This window comes from Stieleria tagensis, assembly GCF_024129865.1.
GTDB classification, from domain to species: Bacteria; Planctomycetota; Planctomycetia; order Pirellulales; family Pirellulaceae; genus Stieleria; species Stieleria tagensis.
This window is the reverse complement of sequence record NZ_JAMYFE010000127.1, coordinates 1-22,576: the sequence shown is the minus strand read 5'-3', so window position 1 is coordinate 22,576 and position 22,576 is coordinate 1. Positions and strand designations below refer to the sequence as shown.

The 22,576-nt window shown below is 55.7% G+C and carries 18 protein-coding genes; 9 read left to right on the top strand and 9 right to left on the bottom strand.

What is annotated here, in order from left to right:
* Window positions 1-359 precede the first annotated feature (359 nt).
* The 3 genes from dnaX to NHH03_RS25525 form a co-directional block, all read right to left on the bottom strand.
* On the bottom strand, window positions 360-2,249 hold the full coding sequence (gene dnaX / locus NHH03_RS25535; RefSeq protein ID WP_253161113.1) for a DNA polymerase III subunit gamma/tau: 1,890 nt from the start codon (window positions 2,247-2,249) through the stop codon (window positions 360-362).
* 74 nt (window positions 2,250-2,323) lie between these two features.
* Window positions 2,324-4,507, bottom strand: a complete 2,184-nt coding sequence (locus NHH03_RS25530; RefSeq protein WP_253161110.1) for an ABC transporter permease subunit/CPBP intramembrane protease — start codon at window positions 4,505-4,507, stop codon at window positions 2,324-2,326.
* 6 nt (window positions 4,508-4,513) lie between these two features.
* Window positions 4,514-5,242, bottom strand: a complete 729-nt coding sequence (locus NHH03_RS25525) for an ATP-binding cassette domain-containing protein (RefSeq protein WP_253161108.1) — start codon at window positions 5,240-5,242, stop codon at window positions 4,514-4,516.
* Between the two features lie 221 nt (window positions 5,243-5,463).
* On the opposite strand from NHH03_RS25525, the gene NHH03_RS25520 reads away from it, so the two are divergent.
* The 5 genes from NHH03_RS25520 to NHH03_RS25500 all read left to right on the top strand — a co-directional run bounded on the left by NHH03_RS25520 (window position 5,464) and on the right by NHH03_RS25500 (window position 10,711).
* Window positions 5,464-6,882, top strand: a complete 1,419-nt coding sequence (locus NHH03_RS25520) for a MerR family transcriptional regulator (protein ID WP_253161107.1) — start codon at window positions 5,464-5,466, stop codon at window positions 6,880-6,882.
* An 81-nt stretch (window positions 6,883-6,963) separates the two neighbouring features.
* Window positions 6,964-7,938, top strand: coding sequence for a fatty acid desaturase family protein (locus NHH03_RS25515; protein WP_253161105.1), 975 nt, complete (start codon window positions 6,964-6,966; stop codon window positions 7,936-7,938).
* A complete protein-coding gene (locus tag NHH03_RS25510; protein ID WP_253161103.1) occupies window positions 7,878-9,038 on the top strand; it encodes a DUF3419 family protein in 1,161 nt (386 codons plus the stop codon). The genes NHH03_RS25515 and NHH03_RS25510 overlap by 61 nt, the downstream gene beginning before the upstream one ends.
* Entirely contained in the window at window positions 9,035-10,024 is a 990-nt protein-coding gene (locus NHH03_RS25505; RefSeq protein WP_253161101.1) for a hypothetical protein, read from the top strand. Before NHH03_RS25510 ends, NHH03_RS25505 begins: the two co-directional genes overlap by 4 nt.
* 6 nt (window positions 10,025-10,030) lie before the next feature.
* Complete coding sequence (locus NHH03_RS25500) at window positions 10,031-10,711, top strand: TenA family transcriptional regulator (protein WP_253161099.1); 681 nt, start codon at window positions 10,031-10,033, stop codon at window positions 10,709-10,711.
* A gap of 73 nt (window positions 10,712-10,784) precedes the next feature.
* Here NHH03_RS25500 and NHH03_RS25495 read toward each other — a convergent pair whose 3' ends face one another.
* From NHH03_RS25495 to NHH03_RS25475, 5 genes are all read right to left on the bottom strand, one after another.
* On the bottom strand, window positions 10,785-14,018 hold the full coding sequence (locus tag NHH03_RS25495; RefSeq protein ID WP_253161098.1) for an efflux RND transporter permease subunit: 3,234 nt from the start codon (window positions 14,016-14,018) through the stop codon (window positions 10,785-10,787).
* Window positions 14,019-14,051: 33 nt separating this feature from the next.
* Window positions 14,052-15,389: an efflux RND transporter periplasmic adaptor subunit gene (locus NHH03_RS25490; RefSeq protein WP_253161096.1), complete on the bottom strand. Its 1,338-nt coding sequence runs from the start codon at window positions 15,387-15,389 to the stop codon at window positions 14,052-14,054.
* A gap of 623 nt (window positions 15,390-16,012) precedes the next feature.
* A complete protein-coding gene (locus tag NHH03_RS25485) occupies window positions 16,013-16,933 on the bottom strand; it encodes a TIR domain-containing protein (protein WP_253161094.1) in 921 nt (306 codons plus the stop codon).
* Between the two features lie 12 nt (window positions 16,934-16,945).
* Window positions 16,946-17,530 carry an SEC-C metal-binding domain-containing protein gene (locus tag NHH03_RS25480; protein ID WP_253161092.1) on the bottom strand — a complete coding sequence of 195 codons (585 nt, stop codon included), beginning with the start codon at window positions 17,528-17,530 and terminating at the stop codon, window positions 16,946-16,948.
* Between the two features lie 4 nt (window positions 17,531-17,534).
* On the bottom strand, window positions 17,535-19,100 hold the full coding sequence (locus NHH03_RS25475; protein ID WP_253161090.1) for an adenylate/guanylate cyclase domain-containing protein: 1,566 nt from the start codon (window positions 19,098-19,100) through the stop codon (window positions 17,535-17,537).
* 161 nt (window positions 19,101-19,261) lie between these two features.
* Here NHH03_RS25475 and NHH03_RS25470 point away from each other — a divergent pair, with 161 nt between their 5' ends.
* Window positions 19,262-19,714, top strand: a complete 453-nt coding sequence (locus NHH03_RS25470) for a helix-turn-helix domain-containing protein (protein ID WP_253161088.1) — start codon at window positions 19,262-19,264, stop codon at window positions 19,712-19,714.
* On the opposite strand, the gene NHH03_RS25465 is transcribed toward NHH03_RS25470, so the two are convergent.
* Window positions 19,687-20,277: a hypothetical protein gene (locus NHH03_RS25465; protein WP_253161086.1), complete on the bottom strand. Its 591-nt coding sequence runs from the start codon at window positions 20,275-20,277 to the stop codon at window positions 19,687-19,689. The two genes, NHH03_RS25470 and NHH03_RS25465, sit on opposite strands and share 28 nt — an antisense overlap.
* A 105-nt stretch (window positions 20,278-20,382) precedes the next feature.
* On the opposite strand from NHH03_RS25465, the gene NHH03_RS25460 reads away from it, so the two are divergent.
* From NHH03_RS25460 to NHH03_RS28050, 3 genes are all read left to right on the top strand, one after another.
* The gene (locus NHH03_RS25460; protein WP_253161084.1) at window positions 20,383-20,715 is read left to right on the top strand and encodes a hypothetical protein; all 333 of its coding nucleotides are present in this window, start codon (window positions 20,383-20,385) and stop codon (window positions 20,713-20,715) included.
* The gene (locus tag NHH03_RS25455; RefSeq protein WP_253161082.1) at window positions 20,712-21,926 is read left to right on the top strand and encodes an AlbA family DNA-binding domain-containing protein; all 1,215 of its coding nucleotides are present in this window, start codon (window positions 20,712-20,714) and stop codon (window positions 21,924-21,926) included. Before NHH03_RS25460 ends, NHH03_RS25455 begins: the two co-directional genes overlap by 4 nt.
* A 470-nt stretch (window positions 21,927-22,396) precedes the next feature.
* On the top strand, window positions 22,397-22,504 hold the full coding sequence (locus tag NHH03_RS28050; RefSeq protein WP_261364454.1) for a GxxExxY protein: 108 nt from the start codon (window positions 22,397-22,399) through the stop codon (window positions 22,502-22,504).
* Window positions 22,505-22,576 lie beyond the last annotated feature (72 nt).

The following is a 22,576-nucleotide window of genomic DNA, read 5'->3' as shown; positions in this document are numbered from 1 at the left end:
AGGTGCAACCTGGCGCTGCCTTTCGGCGCTGCAACCCCAGTGAAAGATTGGCTTGGTTTACAGGGCCCCGGGTGTGTCGGATCTGAGAGTCGGATAAATCCTCCACACCAACGGGGTCTGTCCCCGCGCTGCTAGTAGGCCAGGTGCAACCTGGCGCTGCCTTTCGGCGCTGCAGCAACCCCAGTGAAAGATTGGCTTGGTTTACAGGGCCCCGGGTGTGTCGAATCTGGAGTCGGATAAATCCTCCACACCAGCGGGTGTGTGACGCCAGGTTGCACCTGGCCTACTGGGTGTATCGAATCGGAGAGTCGGATAAATCCTCCACACCAGCGGGTGTATGACGCCTGGTTGCACCTGGCCTACTGGGGTTTGGCGTCGACTTTGACGATTTCGGCTTGGAAGGTTTGTACGCAGGCTTGAACCCAGGGGTACGATTCGATCTCTCGCATCCGCTCCATTCTTTCTTTGGCAGTCGCTTTGGGCGCTGGCTTGGGGGCGTGGGGTTTGCTAGCCGATGGGGCTCCGGCGGCCAGTTGCAGCGTAACGGGGTGTCCGACAACCTCTGCCAATGCGTCGCAGACCGCGCCGCGGTGTTCCGGCAGGTCCATTCGTTTCATGGACATCGATGAATCAGCCGGGAACACCAATTGAATCTGTGATTCGCTGACGAACTGGACCTGAGCCATCGATGCGATCGAGGTCGTCATTTGCTGCAGGCCCTGAAGAGCCATCTGGAAGATTTTCTGGACCGTATCGTGTGACAGTTTCAATTTCGTTCCCCCGGCCGTCGCTGTGGCCGGGGGCTGAGCTGTCGCTGTTGGGCCATTCGCCGAGTGTGACTGGGGGGCGTCGTCGGAGGTCGCTGTGGTTGCCGATGGTGCCGCAGATGGTGCCGGTTGGGCCGGCGGTGGCGGTGAACTTGATGCAGCACTGGGCGCGACAACAGCTGCCGCTGTGGCAACGGGGGCTGTAACCGGTTGGCCGGGTGGTTGAGCTTGGGGCGGTCTAGGCCGGGGCGCTAGCTTTTTTTTTTCTGCCGATCCGGCGGCGGTGGCGCTGAGCGATTTACCGCTGCTGGCGGCAGCGGCCAAGTCAGCGATCGACTGCAAATCAGGCAGATTGCAAATCTGAATCACAGTCGATTCCAGCAGCACTCGGCCGTAAACACTGTGCCGGATTCGGACCAGGGTCTGATCGATCATGGCGACCACGGCCAGGACCGTCTGCAGGCCCCAAGCATCGCCAAGTGCCTTGAGTTCGGGATGCATCGAAGCAGCGGTGTGGCGTTGCAGCGAAGAATCGCAGCCGACGGTCACCGCCATCAGGTCGCGAAAGTAGCCCAGCAGTTGTTCCGCAAGCCGGCCGGCATCGACCCCTGCATCGACTGCAGCATCCAGTTGTCCCAGGGCGCTGGCGGCATCGCGATTTGACATCGCCTGGGCCAGTGCATGCAACCGTTCGTCGTCGGCGGTCCCCAGCATCGAATGGACTTGGTCGGCTGTCAGATTGCCGTCACTGAAACTGAGGACTTGTTCCAGCAGCGATTGGCTATCCCGCATCGATCCGGCGGCGCGTCGGGCGACCAATTCCAGTGCGGCGTCGTCGGCCTGGGCGTTTTCGGCGGTAACAATTTCGCGCAGTCGTTTGACAATTTTGGGGACTTCGACCGGGGCGAAATCAAACCGCTGGCAGCGGCTGAGCACCGTGATCGGCATTTTTTCCGGATCGGTGGTGCAGAAGATGAATTTCACATGCTCCGGCGGTTCCTCCAGCGTTTTCAACAACGCATTGAAGGCCGCCGAGGTCAACATGTGGACTTCGTCGATGATATAGATCTTGTATCGCGAACGACTCGGGCGGACGCCAACATTGGCCCGCAGCGATCGGATTTCGTCGATCCCTCGGTTGCTGGCACCGTCGATTTCAATCACATCGATGTCTTCGCCGGAATCAATTGCTTGGGCGACATCGCTCTCGGCATCTGGATCGGCACTCGGCCCATCCGGGTTATTCAGCGCTTTGGCAAAGATTCTGGCGGTGCTCGTTTTGCCGACTCCACGAGCACCGGTGAACAGATAAGCGTGGCCGACTCGGCCGGTATCGATGGCATTTTTTAAGGCTCGCCCGACGTGTTCTTGGCCGACCAGTTCATCGAAGCTGCGGGGGCGATAACGTCGCGCGACGACGACGTAGGAATTGTCTTGGCCCGTTGTGGCGGAATCAGTGTCGGTGGGCGGGACGTCAGACATTCGTATTGTCGTCGGGATCAATGGGATCGAAACGGAGTCAATCTGGGCATCCTACACGATATCTTCCGTTGCCGTTATGGGCGCCTTGAACCCTCCAGAGCACCAATCGATGGGTCCTGTTCCGCAGGCGATCGGCTTGCAAACCAAACGATCGCGATTCCGGCCAGGGTGGTGCTGGACAGCACCGCCAGCCACATCGGTGGCAGGTGCAATTGGTCGCTGTAGCCGGCGCCTAGGAAATCCAGTTTGTCTTTGTATTTGGCAGCCAGATTCAGCAGCCCGTTATGCGTCAGGTGCATCAACACACCCGGCCAAACACTGCCACTGCGATAGGCGATCCAGCCCAGGAGCAATCCCAGCAGCGTGGTGGGGATAAAGCGTTCGATCAGCAGCATGTTGCCGGTGACGACATGAAACAGGCCAAAGATCACCGCGGTGGTCACGATCAATTTTGTGGGTGAAAGGATTTTCCCGAAGGCGGAAAACAAAAAACCGCGAAAGCAAAATTCTTCGATCACCGCGGGGGCCAGTGCCAAACAGCCGACCAGCAACCAAGTGGGAGCGATTTTGAGGGCATCCAGGGTTTGCTGAGTCTGTTCAATCCGCTCGGCATCCAATCCGCCAATTCCCAATTGCTTGGCCAGGACAAACGATTCGTGAGCAAATCCCCAGGCTCCCAGTCCGATCAGGAAAGCCCCCAGCAGGACCAGCGGTTGGGGAGCAGTCAACCGATAGGTCGTCCGGTACTCACAGCGACTGAGCACGACGGCGGCCAACGGGATCAAACCAAAGGTCAAAATCAGAGCGATGGCATTGAGCGCCAGGACCCAGCTGATCGACAGTTCGGGGACGATCCGAATCAACACGTTGCTGACCAGATAATAAATCGGAACCAGCAGTGCCAACGTCATCGCGGCGGTTTGTGGCGACGGGGCGGCGGACCGGCGATTGGGGCGGTGCAGCAGCGAGCCGAACGATTGCTGACTGGTTCGCGTCACCGCATCGCTGCCGAATAATTTGGACGCCACTGCGATCGCGGCGGCGGCATAGCCGACCGTGCTGAGGATGGTGATCATGGCCGGGGCGGCTTCAGCGGTGCCCTGCAGGACTTCGCGGGCCAATAGCACGATATTGATCAGCGGTGCGATGGCGAGTGGACCGTTGAGCGTGACGCCGGGCATCAGCGACAGCATGCCGGGGGTCAGTGACAGCAGCATGATGGGGATCAAATAGGCCTGGGCTTCTTTGAACGAGCGCGCGAAACTGGTCAGCGACAGCAGCAGAGCGGCAAAAAATCCGCTGAACAACACCAGCAATCCCAGGATCTGTAGCACGGCCAGCCAGGGGAATTCATCGCCACCGGTCAGCAGGGGCAACAGTCGTCCGGCCCACAGCGTGGTGAACATTGCCAATAGGTTTGCCATCGCCGTGAGTAGCGCCACCACCACCACCGCGACATATTTCGAGAACAGGATATACGAGCGTGGCACCGGCGATGCCATCAGTGATTCCATCGTGCCGCGTTCTCGTTCGCCGGCGGTCAGGTCGATGGCCGGGTACACCGCGCCGGTGATTGTCATCAGCACCAGCACCAGTGGGACGATGGTGCCAAGCATCGACGGTTTCTCGATCGTGCCGACGCGATCGACGGTGATTTTGGTCGGCGGCTGGTACTCCGCGTCGGCGGCCATGGCAGCTGATTCGGCGCGTCCGAGTCGCAGCCACTGCAGTCGTTCGGTCAGTACCCGCTGGGCGCCGGCGCTGTCCACGTCGCCTTTGTAGGCGGTGATTCGAACGCTGGGCGGGTGCCCCGATTTGACTTCGGCGGCGACATCGATCTTGTTGTCTTTGAGTGCCTCTTCGGGGGATGAGTCCACCGACATCGTGTTGACGACACGGAACTTTGCCAGCTGACCACGGCTGGCTTTCAAAATGGCGTCCGGCGGCTGACTCATCGGGTCTTCCAACCACCGCACCAACTGTTCCCCTTCGGCATCGGTGTTCACGCCGACGGTGTAGGGAGTGGCTTCGGTGGTGCCAGCGGTCGCATTGATCAGAAAACGATTCAGCGACATGCTCAACAACGGATACACCAGCAACGGCATCAGCAACAGCGTGGTGATGGTGCGGCGGTCACGCAGGGTTTCGCGAAGTTCTTTTTGACACAGTCGAGCCAGCCGGCTGTTGGCCTGGCTGGACCGACGACGCGGTGGTGGAATCGATGGATTCGAGCCTGAATCATGGGAAGCGTTGGGCACGTACGTTTAATTCCTGATTAAATCCACAAAAATATCGACCAAGGACTGTTGCCCGGTTTCCTGTTTCAGATCATCCAGAGTGCCGCAATATTTAAGTCGTCCGCGGTGCAGCAGACCAAAACGATCGCACAACCGTTCGGCTTCGTCCAAACGGTGCGTGCAGACGACGACGGCTTTGCCGCCGCGACGCAAAATATCGATGTAGTCGAAAATCGTTTGTACGCCGACCACATCCAAACCTCGCGTCGGTTCGTCCAACAACATCACAGGCGGATCGTGTATCAAGCCACGGACCAGTGTCACGCGTTGGCGTTGGCCGGTGCTCAGTTCGCCGGCGCGGCGGTCGAGCAGATTGCCGATGTCCATCATGTCGGTCAAGCTTTCGCAGCGGCTGGCGGCGACCTTGGGATCCACCGCATACAGGTCGGCGAAATACAACAGCATCTCGCGCACCGTTAGCCAGGGATACACACCATCGCTGGACGACACGAACCCCAACCGGCTTTTGACGGCCATCGGATCGTTGGCGGTGCGGACCCCGCCGACTTCGGCATAGCCGGAATCTGGTTCCAACAGCCCCAGAATCATCCGCATGGTGGTTGTTTTGCCGGCGCCGTTGGGGCCCAGCAATCCGAACACCTCTCCCGGATCGATTCGAAACGAAACATCGTCGACCGCTGTGAGGACACCATCATCCAGCGGGAACCGTTTGGTGAGCGAGTCGACCAGCAGCATCTGCCGCGTATCCCGTATCAAAGAAAAGAATCTGCCGAAAAGGCACAAGCAACAAACAGCCTACGGAACCGTCTAGTGTTGTGCGGGATCGTATTGTTGCAGAGTTTCGCCAGGGGCGACTACCTAGGAACGAGTATTCTGCGATAATCGCCGTCAAACATTGCATTGATTGACAGTGCTTTGATCCGTCACACGACGTATTTGATTTCTCCGAGTTGACGTTGACTGAGCCGACCGACACAAATGATCCGCCGTCACGTCAAGTGATTTCGTTTCTTGATGCGACGCGAACCGACGACCAGATCGATCGGCAGCGGTCTGGTGGTCACCCCGGATTGGGGAGTGATGATGACCAGATTGGCGATGAGACGGACGTCATGGATGCCGTTGAGCCGGGGCAGCCGTATCAGCAGCTGCATCCGGTGGCCGGCAAACGCGTGGCATTGGTCGGTCGGCTGGGCAGTATGAACCGCCGCGAAGCAACCAACCTGCTGCAATCCTTTCAGGCGATCGTGGTCGAACTGCCACGCAATGCCGCCGCGTCCGATCTGGCGGACAGTCCGTCGCGTCTGGCGATCGATTGGATTGTGATCGGCGCCGAGCAGCCGCCGCTGTCACAACACGAGTTGTTGCCGCCGAATTTGATCCAACGCGCCGCGCGGGGGGAAATGGAGATTCTGCATGAAACCGAATTGTGGGAACGGTTGGGGTTGTTTGACGATCAACAACCCGTGCGCCGTTACCACACGCCGGCGATGTTGGCAGATCTATTGCAGGTCTCGGTGCGCGTGATCCGTCGCTGGCACCGGCGCGGTTTGATCACGCCGGTGGTGACGCTGCATAAACTGCCGTACTTCGACTATGCGGAAGTCGCCACGGCGAGACGACTGGCAGGCTGGATCGCCGCCGGGGCCAGTCCTGCTACGATCGAAAGTCGTTTGGTCGAATTGATCGAAGTCTTGCCCAACATCCGCCGGCCGCTGGACCAGTTGTCGATTTTGGTCGAAGGCAAACAGGTCCTGTTGCGTCAGGGCGGCGGACTGATCGAGCCCGGCGGCCAAATGCGATTCGATTTTGATGCCTTGGAAACGCCGTCCCAGCCCGCCGAGTCGGATTCAAATCGCGGCCACGACGTGATTGCGTTTCAACATCCAGACGATCCGCCGATGGTGTCGGTGGTTGGTCAATTTGATCAAGATGAATTGCTGATCGCCGCCTACGAAGCGGAAGACGACGACGATTTGGAAACCGCGGTCGCGATGTATCACACGATCTTGGCCCGTGACGGTGCCCGGGCGGATATCAGTTTCCAAATCGGCGAATTGCTGTATCGAATGAACCATCTGTTCGCCGCCCGCGAACGTTTTTATACCGCCATCGAATTGGATCCCGATTTCGTCGAAGCCCGTGCCAGTCTGGGTGCCGTACTAGCCGAACTCGGCCAAAATGAACTGGCGATCGCTGCGCTTCGCGGTGCACTATCGATGCACGACGATTACGCCGATGTGCACTACATGTTGGGGAAAACGCTGGACAAGGTCGGCGAAGGATCCGAATCGCTGCGGCATTGGGAGCGAATTTTGGAACTTGCCCCAGAAAGTCCTTGGGCGGCCGAAGCAAAAGAGCGATTGGGGCTCTAATGGTTTAATCGCCCTGAATTGCGGTGGCGAACTCCTTTTGTTTGGGCGTTCGGTTCGGGGAACGTTTTCAAGTACCTAGCGATGGATTCGACAGACCGCTTACCAGAGAACCGCTGCGCTGTGTCCGTGCATGGCGTTTCCCTTGCCGCCGACCAGTTTCTGCGATTGCACTCGCGCAACTATCAATCGCTGGTCCGGTTTGTATGGTTTGCCTTACTGTACGCCGTTGCCATCGCCGCTGTCTTTGCGATTCGCACGACCGAATGGTCATCGCTGGGGATGATCCTGGTGTGCTTGCCACTGTACCTGGTCGCGGCGGCATCACTGCACGGGATCAGCCTGTTTACGCATGAAGCGGTGCATGGCGTGTTGGCCAATAACCCCACTCTCAATCGTTGGGGCGGCATTCTATGCGCCCTGCCGGTGCTGCAGAATTTTTCTGCTTACCGTGTGCTGCACCTTGACCATCATGCTCATCTGGGTGCCACTGGCGACCCCGATCACTATGACAATTACAGTCGCTGGACTTGGTTGGTGTTCTTGATGCATTGGGGACGGTTGATCATCGGCTATCCGGTCTACATCACGATGATTCCCATTTTGGGATATCGTCAAGCCGATGTTTCCGAGCGTCGCTGGATCGCGTTTGAATCCGGTTTGGTCATCGTCGGGCTGGCCGCTGCCGTCGTTTGGTTGCCGACTGGGTGGATGATTCATGCTTGGCTGATCCCGATGATCTTGATCAACACGATGGTCAACATTCGCGGGATGAGCCAGCATACGTTTTTGGAACATCCGGACGATCCGATTCGTGGGACTCGATCCATTCTGACCAATCCAGTGACCAAGTTTTTCATGTGTAATGAAAACTACCACCTGGAACATCATTTGTTTCCGGGAGTACCCTGGCACAACTTGTGCGAACTGCATGCACAAATTGGCGATCAACTGGAATCGCGTCAGGCACCCTTTGTCGCGTCGTATTTCGAATTCGTGTGCGAGTTTATTCGCAAGAGTTGGCTGCGCAGTCCTCTCGGTCGGAGGTCGTCGACATGATGGGTAGTGATTGGATACACGTTGCATCCAAGTTGCCGGTTGCTTTCGCACAGGTCCGTGAGGACCCTTGGATTGATCAAGAAATCGTGCGAAGTCTTGCGGCCGCGCGACCGAGAGTGTTGATGGTGGCGTCCGGCGGCGAAACCGCTGCGTTGATTTCGACGATGCCACTGCACTCGTTGCAATTGGTTGATATTAATCCGTCGCAGCTGGCGTTGACTCGGCTGAAGTTGCAATTGCTAACGGATGCAACACCCATTCAGCGGCAGCGATTGCTGGGACATTTGACGATGGACTGCGACGACCGGCAACAGGAACTCGCACGGCGTCTGGAAGTGTTGGGTGAGTCAGGCGATGTTTTCGGACCACTGGCATGGGTGTCCGAAATCGGTCCCGATCATTGCGGGCGCTACGAGATTTTGTTTGCCGAACTGCGGCGACGACTGTTGCCGGTACGCGACCAAGTCGAGTCCCTGATGTTGATGGACGATCCTTCGCAACAGGCGGCGTTTGCTGCGCCAGAAACGACGTTGGGTAGGGCGCTGGATACGGCGTGGCATGATGTGATGCAATTGGAAATTTTGCAGACGATTTTTGGGCGTGATGCGACCGCCAACCGAGTCACCTCCTTCGCAAAACATTTTTGCGGACAAATGCGTCGCGCACTCGCTCGGTCACCGGCGTCAACCAATCCGTTTTTACATCAACTTTTTTTGGGACACTTCGCGACCGTTCGCTGGCCTTGGTTGGATGCCAAGCCACAGTCGATCGAGTTTCCCATTGACGTGACCTGCGATTCGATGCATGACGTTCTCGCATCTCAGCCGGATCGCAGTTATGACTTGATCCATCTGTCTAATACACTTGATTGGGTATCGCTGGAAACAGCCCGTCAAGTCTTGGCCGACGTCTCGCGCTGCCTGACGCCCGGTGGGATCGTTGTCATCCGTCAGTTGAATTCGATGTTGAGAATTCGAGAACTTGTCTTGGGCGTGGAATGGGATCAAGACTGGTCACAGCATTTACACGACCAAGATCGCAGTTTTTTCTATCGAGAGTTACACATCGGACGTCGCCGGCAGCGTGGTGCGATAGAATGAAAATTGATGTGTTTGATCGTCGCCCACCCGACCCGTTTGCCGCGGCGCTTCACGAATTCGAATCCCAGTTTCACTACCCGCTTGGCAGTGATGCGTCGTTTCGCATTTCCCACGGTGATGATTACACCCGATTCTTTCGAGCTATCGGCGATGCACGCTGTTTTGTTGCAAGCGATGCCGGGATGGTTCATGGCGTCATCAGCGTCGCGCTGTGTGATTTGCACCAACCCGGCGGAGAAGTGGTTCGCGGAGTGTATTTTTGTGATCTAAAAATCAAGCCTGCCGGTATCGGCCGAGGTCGGGTACTGATCAAACTGTTCGCCGCCGTCAAAGATTGGATCGGCCAACAGGCCCAGTTTGGATTTGGCGTCGTGATGGATGGGACTTCACAGATCCCCACGGACTACACCGGACGATTGGGGATCGAACGCTTTGCGCCATTGGCCCAACTCTCGATACTGCGAATCCCCAGCGATATCCGGACTCAATCGATCAGCGATCCGGGATCGAAAACCACGCGAGTCGCTGTGGACGCAGTTACTCGGATGCACGTCGATTTGATGCCGGATACGTATGCCAATCAAAGTGGCGATCCCGGTTTGCGTAGTCAGATCGAACCGATCGGGTTACAACAAGAAAACGATCGATCGGGGAGAGTGACGGCGTGCGGGATTTTGGAGGACACGCGGCGTGCCAAACGGTTGTTGGTCGAACCGGCCGGCGAAATGATTTCCGCTCACCTATCCTGTTTCAGTTACCGCAATTTTCGTGACGGATATGATCTAATCCAGGCTGCGCGAACCGAGTGTTTCCACCAACGGATTCCGGCGCTGTTTGTTGCTGTCGATGAATCAGATCGTGAAAAGTTCGTTGAACGGATCGCAGATGATCGGTTGGTCGTCGCGCCGGCCATCGTTTATGGCTATGCGGTTCCTGATCATCCGATCAAAGTTGGAAGGTGGTCGATCAACACATCAGAGATTTAGCTGGACATGAATCATTCGCCACTCTCGGACCTTGCTGGAGTCACCGCATTGGCCGGCCGTGTGATTGCCGACTCCGCGATCCTCGAAAACCCGTACTTCAGCGATCTGGAATCGGGCGCGATGACCGTAAAACGATTTCTGGCATCACAACAGCAATTCTATTTTGCCGTGACGTATTTCAGTCGGCCAATGTCGGCGCTGATGATGCGGATTGACGATCCGGAAGACCGACTGAACATCCTGGAAAACATCGTCGAAGAACATGGTGAATTTCGTCGCTCGGCATTTCATGAAGCCACGTTTCGAAAGTTCCTTGAATCACTAGGGGGCTCATCGAATCGGCCACTGCTGGGCGACCAACAACCGCCCGTGCAAGCGTTCAATTTGGCATTGATCGGCACCTGCACGCAGCAACCCATTTGCGTCGGCGTGGCTTGTTTAGGGATCATCGAATTCGCGTTCGCCGAGATCGCATCCCTGATTGGACGCAGTGTCGTGCAACGTGGTTGGGTTAGCCAAGATGACTTGGTGCACTACAAGCTACACGCGGAAATTGATCGACAGCACGCTGCCGATTTTTTCTCCTTGGTCGCGCCGAAGTGGGACGACCCGACGCATCGCTTGCAGGTCGAGCAAGGGATGCGACTGGGTGTGTACCTGTTCGATCGTCTGTACGCGGATCTGTGACAAACCCCAGTGGCGTCTCGTTAGGAATCGTTCTGCAGTCGCTGTTCGGACGTCAGTTGGTGCAAATCAAAGTCTAGACGACGCGCTTGCCGCACCACATTCTTGATCCGATTTGGCTTAGATCGTCGATGAACGTGTATAGCACGGGGATCGCAAGCAGGGTTAGAAGCAGTGACAATGTTTGACCGCCGGCGGCCAAGACGGCGATTGATCTGCGTTCTTCAGCGCCGGGACCCGTTGCAATCAGCAACGGCAACAGTCCAGCGACAAACGAAATGGTGGTCATTAGAATCGGGCGCAGACGATCGCGGTTTGCTTTCATGATCGCGTCATGCCGAGGCATGCCTTGGTCGCGAAGTGTATTGGTATGATCGACTTGCAAGATCGCCGCCTTTTTCACCACTCCAAACAGCACCAAGATCCCCAGCGCGGAATAGAGATTCAGTGTTTCGCCGCCCCAATACAAACTGACCAATCCAAATGGGACGGCAATCGGCAGCGACAACAAAATGATCACGGGGTAAACCATGTTTTCGTATTGTGCCGCCAACACGATGTACATGAACACAAACGACAGCATGAACGTCCACCCGAAATCCGCGATCGTTCGTTCCAGTTCACGTCCGCCGCCAAGGACTTCGACATTGAATCCAACCGGGATGCCGATCTCTTCAGCGGCTTGTTGCAACGCTTCAATTCGGTCGGCCAGCGCGTAACCGTCAGCGATGTTGGCACGTACCGAAACCATCCGCTGTCGACTCAGGCGGTCGATTCGCGACGCAGAGGTGCTGAAACCAAATGTGACAACGTTGTCCAGTCGTGTCAGCGAGGACGTGCCGGGTACCGCCGATGGACTGGTCGAAATCGTATTCACACTGGAAACCGAATTCATCGCCCCGATCTGGTTGGTTGGGTTGGTTCGCACATACAACTGAGAGATTGACGGAACATCGTTTCGGTCGACACCCACCAATCGTAATTCCACGTCGTACGCATCGCCGGCCGTCCGATCCAAGTATCTGGACACCCGATCGTCGCCACCGACGGCGACTCGCAACGTATCGGCGATCTCTTGCACCTCCACACCCATTGCGGCGGCACGGGGGCGATCGACACGCACCAGCAGTTCGGGGTTGTCGATCTGCAGTGTCGAATACACGTCCACCAGCCCCGGGATTTGCTTGGCTTTTTCGCGAAGTTCATTGCTGAACGACAGCAATCGATCAGCATTGGGACCGGTGATAGCCATGTCGATATCAACCGGTGCGCCTTGCCGAAGCGACGTCAGGTTTCGGACGGATAGCCGCAGGTTAGGGATGCTTTTCAAACGACCACGAATCTCCGTCATTTTCTCGCGCTGGGTGAAATTCCCTCGCCACGCAGCCCCCGGGTCGCCCGCTAACAGTCCGTTCCAAAGTCGTGTGAGAGAGAAGGAACGCTCTTGGCTATCGGTCAACCGAATGAAGAAACCGGCCTGATTCACATCGCCACCGCCTCGTGTACCGACCGTCGCCAGGACTGTTTCGACTCCCTCGACTTGGTTCAGTACCGTCTGAACCCGGTTGATTGCTTGCCGCATTGCCAAAATGCTGGCGCCTTGTCGTGCCTCGGCACGGACCTCGAATTCCGATTCATCGACGTTCAGTGGTACATAATCCCGCTGTACCAACTGGCTGAGCGGTACATTCGATGCAATCACAATCACAACAACGGCCAGGACGCCCCAACGGAGTCGCAGCGCCCACGACAGCATCCAAAGGTAAACGCGTTCGACCAACGCATACAGCCCTCGGCGTGATGCAGGTGCCGTACCCGATCCTGCCGTTTTGCTTTTCCGCAGCAGCTTGCTGCACATCATCGGCGTCAGTGAAAAACTAATCAGCATCGAAATCAAAATCGCGACCGTTGCTGTGACACCGAACTGGAATAGCATTCGCCCGGTCACGCTGGACAGAAACGACACCGGCAGGAAAACAATCACCAACGAAATCGTGGTTGCCAACACGGCCAATGCAATTTCGCGTGTCCCTTCGATGGATGCCGTGACCGGATCCATGCCTTTTTCTTCGATGCAATGAAACACGTTCTCTAGAACGACGATGGCATCATCGATGACGACGCCGACCATCAGCACCAGCGCCAACATGGTGACATTGTTCAACGTGAATCCAAACCAACGCATGAACGCAAAACTGGCAATGATCGATGCGGGAATCGCAACCGACGCGATGATCGTTGAACGCCACGATCGCATGAACAGCAATACGGTCAGGCAGGCGAGGATACTGCCGGAGACCAAGTGGCGCTCGATTTCATGTAGAGCTTCGACGATGTACCGCGATTGATCTTGAATGATGGTGACGGAAACATCATCAGGCAACAGAGCTTCACTGCGCGACAGTCGTTCTTTGATACCCTCAATGACCGCGACGGTGTTTTCGCCGGATTGGCGCTGGATTTCCAGCACCACGGCGGGTTCTCCGTTTAACAGCGCCAACGTGCGGACTTCTTTGGTACTGTCGGTGACGGTGCCCAAATCGTTTAATCGAACGGGGACTCCATCGACGGTCGAAACGACCAACTCGGAAAACTCAGCCGAATCATCGATGCGTCCGAGCGTTCGCATGGTCAATTCACGGCCACCATTGTCAACTCGTCCGCCGGGAACCTCTGCGTTCTGTCGTACCAGGGCCTCGCGGACTTGCAGAATCGAAAGTTGATGCGCGGCCAACCGATCTGCTTCGATGTTGACTTGAACGGCCCGGTCCGCGGCGCCGGCAATCACGACCTCTCCGACGCCTCGAGACGACTCGATCACATTCTTCACGTAGCGATCCGCCAACACAAACAGTTCGCGCGACGAGCGTTGCCCTGAAACCGCCAACGTCATAATCGGTGACGAATCCAAGTCACGCTTGTCGACGATCGGTGGGTCGATCCCCGCTGGCAAACGTCTGGTCACGCCAGCAACGGCATCGCGAACATCTTGAATCGCCGCGTCGATGTCACGATCCAGTTCGATGGTGATGATGACAAACGAACGTCCGTCACGCGAAATCGATCGCAGTTCTTCGATTCCGGCGACTGTCGCAACGGCATCTTCGATCACGCTGCTGATCTCGGATTCGATTTCTTCGGCCGCCGCGCCCACGTATTCCGTGTTCACGAAAATCTGCGGCATGTCCATATTGGGAAAACGATCGACCCCCAATGACGGAAACGCCACCATGCCAGCGACCACCAATGCCGTGATCAGCATGAGCGCAAACACGGGGCGTTTCACACAAACTTCAGCCAACCAGTACATCGCCGGCTCCCTTCAAGAAAAAATGGGGGCGTTTCACGAAGCTTCCCTGACACTGGAAGCCGCGTCGGCATGGGTTTCCGAAGTCTCCCGTGATTCCGGCGTCTCCGACGCCGGAGTTGTCGTCTCTGACGTCGGCAGTTTCGATGGCGATCCGGGCGCGATCACTTTGGCCACCAATCCGCGGTCGCCGTCCACCAACAGTTGATCGCCGACGTTGACTCCCTCGTCAACACGGCAAAGGTTGCCGCGGAACTCCGACGTGGTGATGGTTTGTTCGACCGTGACTCCATCGACAACCTTCCAAACCTTTTGGTTGCCTGCGAATTCAACCACAGCGGATTTGGGCAACACGATGGCGTTTGCATCCGGGTCGATCACCACTTCCGCTTCGGCAAACAAACCCGTTCGCAGTTGTTGATCTTCATTGTCCACATCGGCTTCGAACATCAGCGTCCGCGAACGCGGATCCAGCATGGGACTGATCCGCGTGACCGTCGCGGCCACTGGCGTGGGAACCGATTGGATGGTCAACCGAACGTCTTGGCCCAGTCGCAACGATTGTGCGAACCGTTCCGGAACCGCACCACGAAAACGCAATGGACTGGTTTGAACCAGCACGGCGATCGCTTGGCCGGTCGCGACGTAGGCCCCCGGTGCGATATCACGCTGCTGAATGTAACCGCTAAAGGGAGCCTTCACGACTGAATCGATGAGTTGTTGTTTGGCGAGCGCTAATTCTGCTTCCCGCACACGGATCACGGCGAGTCGTTCCGCGACGGCATTAAGCGACGAAATGTGTTGCGCTTCGGCAACCCGTTCGGCGGCCGCAGCTTGATCGAATTCCGCGGCGGACAATGCATTGCGATCTTTCAGCAATTGGGCACGCTTAAACACAGCAACGGTTTCGTCCCAAATCGCCTTGGCTTCGCGAACCGGAGCGGCGTTTTGCGGATTCAGATCGGCGGCGGTCTGATCGGTTTCCAGGCCCACGGTCGCACGTGCTTGTAACAATTGTGCTTCGGTCTGCATGACACGAAGCCTGGCTTCTTGCTGGTCCAGGGTCGCCAACGAATCACCTTGCTGAACGAAATCACCGATTTCGACGTGCACCTGATCCACACGTCCACCAATTTTCGCACCGATCACGGCTTGCTCATCGGGATGCAGACTTCCCTGACTGCGAACCACTGTCGGCCATCGTTGCAGCTGAACCAGCATGGTTTCAGCCTTCAACGTAGGCACTTCTTTAGGCGCTGGTGCGTTTTTTGAATCGGCATTGATGGTGCCGCCACATCCGCTCAGCAAGAATGCGAAAGACCACAGCAGGCAGCACAGTCGGGCAGGAATCCGTCTTTTGTCGGCAAGCGTCATGTTGTCGATCAATGTTTCGTCAATTTAGGTAGGAACGGCTAACGCATCTAATCTCATCGTCCAAAGTTTAGTCCGACGACAATGATTGCGTCGTCCCATCGTTTCCAGCAAAGCATCGCAGAACAGAGAACAACTTACTGGAACGCCTGACGCAGATTTTTGATAAACAACCGCCCTTGAGTGAACACAGCAACGCGACATGAGTTTCGCTCGTTTGACTGCATTTGCGATTATTTTCTCAACCGATCGCTGGGGGGGATCAAGTGATACAAGATCTGGTTGCGTTTTCTTGGTCCGTTTGCGTTCATGCCAACCAATGTTTGTTCAGGACGACGATGGTGAACGACGAATTGTCAGTCGTCGATACTCTTCACCATCTAAACGCCAGCCCGACGTCTGTCACCTCAGTGCGTGTAAATGTCCGATTGAACCTTACGACGGTGTCCAGCACCACCCGCAGTTTGGAAATTTAAAAACCGACACCGGTATATTCAACTTCGGTCAGTTGAAAACGCTGGAACACCCGTCAGTCGATGAAGCCCGAACGTGCAGGGAAGCACACCGGCGTCGGCCACCGGAGCAAGCTACACGAAGAAACTGCTCAACCTTCTGGCCCACGTTCTTCATCGAGGACCAAGTTGGTTGAAAAGAGTCTTCAGTTGTGTGCAGACCGGGCCAAATGCAGTTGCCAGCTGTTTTGGATCAGCGGGGTCAGTCGGCAGTAAAAACGTCAGAGGGTTTAGGCCGAGCAAATCACTCGGCATTTTAAGATCAATGTTTCGTGGGCTGACGATGACCGTTCGCTCCCGGCCAAGCTGCCCCATGAAGAGGCCGAGTTCAAAAATCACATTGTCTCGTGGCGAAGATTTCTGTTCTTTTCGGCTGCGTGTCACATCTTCATCCATCACAACGGCGACGCCAAAATCTGCTGAGCACACTTCTCGCTCAAGGTCTTCCATAGTCTGCTTCATCGGGCCGAACACTTGATCGGTCCATACCGATACGCTGCTGTTGTGGTGATCGAGCCCCAACTGAATCCCTTCCGCATAAAGCAGCTTTTCGGCGGACGAGCAGATGAGAACATTAGGGACTTCATTTGGGCGACGGATAAGGCGGTTCCGATTTCGCAGCCGGTCACAAAGTTCAACAGAAATCCGCCGCCATAAATCAGGGGTGTCATTGGCCAAGCGGCTGAGTGCTGGCTGAGTGACCTTGGCAACCACCGATCTCTCAGCAGCCAGCACGGTTGCCGAGCGGCGTGCCTTCGGATCGATCAACGCCATCTCACCAACGTGAGTTCCAGCATTTCGTGTCGCAACTGGACGACCATTCACCTCGATGGTCAAGCTGCCAGAGACGATCAGGAAGATGTCGTTGTCTTCCGCATCCTGTGTAATCAGGACATCGCCAGATTCGAGTTCATGTAGCTGAGCCACCTCAGTCAGCTTGGCGGCAACGGTTTCGTTGCCATTAACAATTCCCAGATCGCACAGCACTTCCGTCAGCAAGCGCCTGCCATCCTCACCTTGAAATCGTTCAATCATTTTTCTCTCGCATTACCGTCGCTCGAATTTTCGCATGTGACACTTCTTGTATTTCAGACCACTGCCGCATGGGCAAGGGGCGTTTCTGCCGATGCCGCTCATGGATTGAATCGCTTCTCGAATTCCTCGTTCGCCATGTGAGCGATCTTCTCCAGGCCATTGCGCCACTTCACCAGAGAGGACTGTCTTGGCGAGTCGCTTCTGATAAATGCGTTGCTTGAACAGGAAGGTGTGGATCACGGCGAACAGGGCTTTGAGTGAGGTCGAGTCAGCAAAGTCGATTCCTGATTCGCCGGGCACAAACAGACAAAGCCGCCAGTCAGTTTCGATGTGACTGTTTCCGGTATTCTTCCAGCGATCCCGATGACTTTTGAGGTAGACAGAGGGCGGCCGGTTCCGGGCAGGGAATGTCTTCGGATATTCGATGTGGAGCGTGGCCGATTCGTACAGGTGCCCGTGTGCTGAATACACGCCGAGCGTTCCACCAATGAAAGCAGTCCGGTCGCCATCGATTCCAGCCTCGAAATCGTCAAGCAAATCAGAAGCGATTGCCTGCTCCTGCTTCCAGCGACTCGGGTTCGCTTCATGCCAGTACATTGGCTCACTCCGACCTCCATGGCTTGCTGTTGTGCCATGGTCGAGTCGCCGTGGCGGTCGCCGCCGTCGTCACCTTGATGCGCCCATTGCTCACGCTGGCACCAAGACTCCCTGCCACCGCTGCTTTCTCTTCCTTCTTTTCGTCCAGCTTTGGAAAAGTCAGATTGGTGGCAACATATGCTGACCCCCGTTTGGTGAATTCTTCCGTAACATCCTCGTCAACCAGTTGGTCATAGATCTCGCTGGAGATTCGCATTTGTTTGGCAGCAGAAATCACCTGAAGGCGTTCGGCCTCTGTGACCTCTCGGCCGAAACAGATAGTGATGCGCTCACCCTGTTTGCCGAGTCGTGAAACGATCACTTTTCCGACATCCATCCCAACGGCAACGTGGATGTCTTCACGGTCAGTCAAGTGATCGTTGAGAACATGCTCCATCGAGGACTGAAGGCCAATCGCCAGATCAACGACATCTTTGCAACGATCCTCATGCTTCCCGTTGCCTGATGGCAAATGCAAGATGCCAAGGATGCAATCCCCTCGATGCTGCAAAGCCAACCCATCGTAGTCCGTGCCCACAACCGAATGGAATTCGGCCCGGATCATGTGGAACTGTCGAATCAGGCTGACAACTTTATCGTCGGTTTCAGCTTCTTGGACGTACCGAGTGAATCCGTCGAGGTCAGCGCAGAACGTGACCGCCTCGGTTCGTTTGCAGTTACGTTCAGTTAGGTTCGACACGTCGATCAGAGTGGTCGCTTCCGAAATGTTGATCTGATCGAGAGGAAGATTGTCCCGGTGTTTCTCCGTTTCCTTCTTCCATTTACCTTCATCCCAGTCCACGCCAAGTTCTTCTGCGAGTTCAGTGTTACGGCTCCATCGAACTCCTGTGGCCCGGTAGATCTGCACATCGGCAACTATCTTGTCCTTCACAAATTCACCTTGAAGACACTCGGGTAGCACGTCGTACATCGAATCGGTGATCGTGACCGAATCCCGACCGCCGATGATTTTCGCTGCAAGGTTGGCGCAGGTTCCCAGTGAAATCAGTTCCCGCTTGCCGGTCTTGCCGATGTTACAGATGTAGCTCGTGCCACTGGCCAAACCAACGGCACTGCTGAAGTTCCGCACGTCGCTGAAGACGCTATTGAAAACATCAAGGACGTAGGTGTTCTGTGTGATGGCGTGAATCACCGCCTGCTTTGCCCGGTCGCCATCCTTTGTCGTGTCTTTGCCGTTGTACGGCTTGAAGACTAAGCCGTGCGCTCGGACGGTCTGACGTTGGATGTCACCAACATCGTCATCGCCCATCAGGCTCCCCTGAATCCGGCGCAGAACACTCGAAGCACGTACCAGCTTTCGCTGTTTTTGCTTGTCATTTCCGGCGTCGTCCACTGCTCGGTGGAAGTTGGGAACGTCCACATAGAGGTGAACGCCCTCGGCCCGACGCACGTCCTTCTTCCCGAGCTTGTTGAAGTCCATCGACCGGGAAAGGTCTTGGACGTTGATATCGAAGTCACTGAAGTCGTTCTTTTTAACACGCTCTCGTGACCGTTTCTCATTCCACGCCATCTCGATTTCTCCGTGGCAGATCGAGTAAACACTGGGCGAAAACTCGCCGCAAACACCAAAGTCGCTACATGCTATCTGTTCGCTATGCAAGAAGTCAAGCTGGCGGCTCGCCGGACCATCTGGTTGAAGCGGACACATAAAAACCGTAGGATGTTCGTTTTATGGTCATCGAAATGCAGCTAGAGGGTTGTGCCGCCATGGCAACTGTCGGTCAACGAATCAAATCCCGTCGTGATGAGCTTGACTGGACGCAGGACGATCTGGCCAACAAGGCCAAGATCAGCAAGAGCTTCCTTTCAGACCTCGAAAATGGGAAACGCAACGTCGGGGCTGACAAGCTCCTCGATATCGCCCGTGCGCTGAGCCTGTCATTGGACTATCTGATGACAGGTAAGAACGCCAAGAAGAAGGCGACCAAGGAGCCCGAAAGAGAGGTTCAGATACCGAAGGCTCTGGCCGAATTCGCCGGGGACGAGGGGTTGAGCTTCCGGCAGGCGATTGCCCTGCTGGAAATGCAAAACCAAATCATCGCCCACCGCAGCAGCACGAAGAAAGGCGATCTGGAAAAGGTCGATTGGCAGAAGTTCTATGAAGCGGTGAAGGAATTTTTATGAACAAATTGGATCAGGAACAAGATGTTGTTAATCTTGCTGAAAAACTGGGGCTCACTGGTTCTCCTGTCGCAGCAATCATCAATTTTTGTCAGGACCAAATAGACACTTGGGTTCGTGACGCCGGTGGTGTGAACTCGGTGGACGAACTTGAGGCTGTCGTCACGAATCGGCTGAATCTGGTCTTTGAGGAGATCAACACCGACGATGACTTCGAAAGGCTCAAGGCCAAGTACGTCCCGTTGGGCGAGTTCGTCTTTGCTGCGCTGAGCGTTGACATGGACGACGACACTTACGGGACGATGGTGCGACTGAAGGATGGAACACACGTCGCGGTCATCGACTGCCGTGGCGACAAAGCTGCCCGGCGATTCTTCACCCGGTGGCATGAGATCGCCCACCTGCTTGTCGAAGAAAGTGTAGATAAGCAGGTTTTCCGATCCACTGACGAACCGCTTGAACGGTTGATGGATCAGATCGCCGGACATGTTGGGTTCTACGACTCCATCTTCACCCCCTTGTTCAATTCCAGCTTGAGTGAAGGCGAACTGCTTACCTTCGAGCACATTGAGTCAATTCGCCAAGACTTCTGTGCTTCCGCCAGCTTTCAGTCTACGCTCTTTGCTTGCCAACGGCGAATGCGGACACCAATGCTCTATGTCGAAATTCGGATGGCTCATTCCGAAAGCGAACGCCGCAGCCTCAAGCAGATGCGAATGTTCGATGACGTGCCCGAGGAAAAGTTGCGTGTCAGAATCACGGTCCCCAACGAAGCGGCTTTGGACATCGGGTTGAGAACTCGGTGGAACATGCGAGTGCCGGAATCGTCGATTCTCTTTTCCACCGTTCACGACAACGCCGATTCGGACACGTCCGGGGACGAGAACCTCAGTACGTGGACGTTTTCGAGCGGTGACAGCTTGATGGACTACGACGTGTTTATTCAGGCTCGCCGAATTGGCGACTCGGTGATGGCAACAATCCAGCCAAGGCGAGGTCAGTGAACAGCGACTTCATCGAACAACTGCTCTACGAAGAAGAAGGACCAACGCTGGACTTCAAAAGGGACCAGTACGCGTTCGCCAAGGCAACCGAAGAGGAAAAGTCCGAACTCCTCAAGGATATCATCGGCTTCGTGAATTGCTGGCGTCGTGGTGAAGCCTTCATTCTGATCGGAGTGCAAGAGGTCCAAGGCGGAAAGAGTACCGTCTACGGAATCTTCGACCATTTGGCAGATCATTCGTTACAGCAATTCGTGAACAACCTGACGAATCGCCCTGTGCAGTTTGGTTACGAAGCGTGCGACTGTGACGGCAAGCAGGTTGGCGTCATTCGCATTGCGATGCAGAAGCGGCCTGTCTTTTTGAAGCGTGACTACGGCAAGCTCAAAAAGGGCGAGGTCTACGTTCGCAGAGGAAGTTCGACCGATCCATCGAAGCCAGCCGATCCTGATGAAATCGCATTGATGGGCAGCGGGCACTCGACTGAACCCAAGGAAGCATCAGTGAGCGTCGAGTTTGCTCGCCCAGATGTGGAGCAGAGTTTGGGCGTCCAGATGGAATGGGCCGCTGAATATTGTGATATGCCCGAGTCGGATGAAATTCCGTTGCTGGACGATGGCCCCCGCTCCCTGCAACTTCCCGGTGGACGGAGCTTTCAAATGCCGAGTGCTTCGTCACTCGATCCGATGCACAGACTGAACGAGGCCTTCTATCACGATCTTGCTTATTACGAGTTCATCCGACGACTCGTTAAAGAAGTCCGATTGGTTGTCACGAATACTGGTGACGTTCCAGCAAACGATGTTCGTCTGGAGATCGCTGCACCCGTTGGACAAGGATTCAATCTTTCCGACGCTTCAGAGATCCCAGACGCACCTGAACGTCGAAAATGTTTGCTGTCGTCCCCGGCAATGAAAAACTTTCACCTTCGCCCGGCTTTGCGCCACGCTGGCTATGTCGAGATAGACAAGAATGACCAGCACATGAAAGTCGAAGTTGACTGCGGCAACCTTCAGCCCGGACGGAAAGTATGGACGGACACATTCCATATTGGGATCGGAGATAGCGGTGGGATTGAACTGAAAGGCCACGTTTTTGCGGCCAACTTGGCGAAGCCACAAGGGTTTTCATTGAAGATCAATGCCGACATCCAACACACCTCAATGACATTGGATGAGCTATTCACACTCGTCAAGGATGACGAAGAAGACTGATCCGTGCCAAGCAAGAAGCTAAAACCGTAATCACAAAGGTTTGCAGCTAATGTGCGTCTCAAACATTTAGTGGATCACGAACTCTCATCATACTCCGCTGCATCGAGGGCGAAGCTTGCTCGAACTGTGTTTGGACTCAACGTTGACGGTAGGCTACGCTGCACCGGTGGCCGACTCCGGAGCAAGTAGGCATCAGGAGGGAAACATTAACGTGCCCCGTTGCTGAAGGCTTGCTGGCTGCCATCGCCGTTGCATGTGCGGGGATCGCTTGCCACGTTGCCGGATGGATGAGATCTTCATCCGCAGCGGACTTAAAATGTCATGCAGTTCCCCGTGTGAGTGGATGTGGCGAATCAGCGACCTGGTGCAGCCGCATATGGCACAAGTCTGGAAGTCTTCTGCAATGAGCTTCGCAAAAGCACCCGGCCGGTCTTGCGGGTGTAGCCACAGATGAACACGGATCAACACAGATGAACGACGACGAGTTGAACACGCTGACAAAGCAGGGCATCGGCTGTGCGTTTGAAGTGTCAAATACATTGGGTTCGGGCTTCTTAGAGAAAGTCTACCGTCTCTAGCGATCTGTGTTTATCGGTGTTGATTTGTGGCCAATCCACTCCCTGGTTTTGTTGTGCCGCCTGGATTCGAGC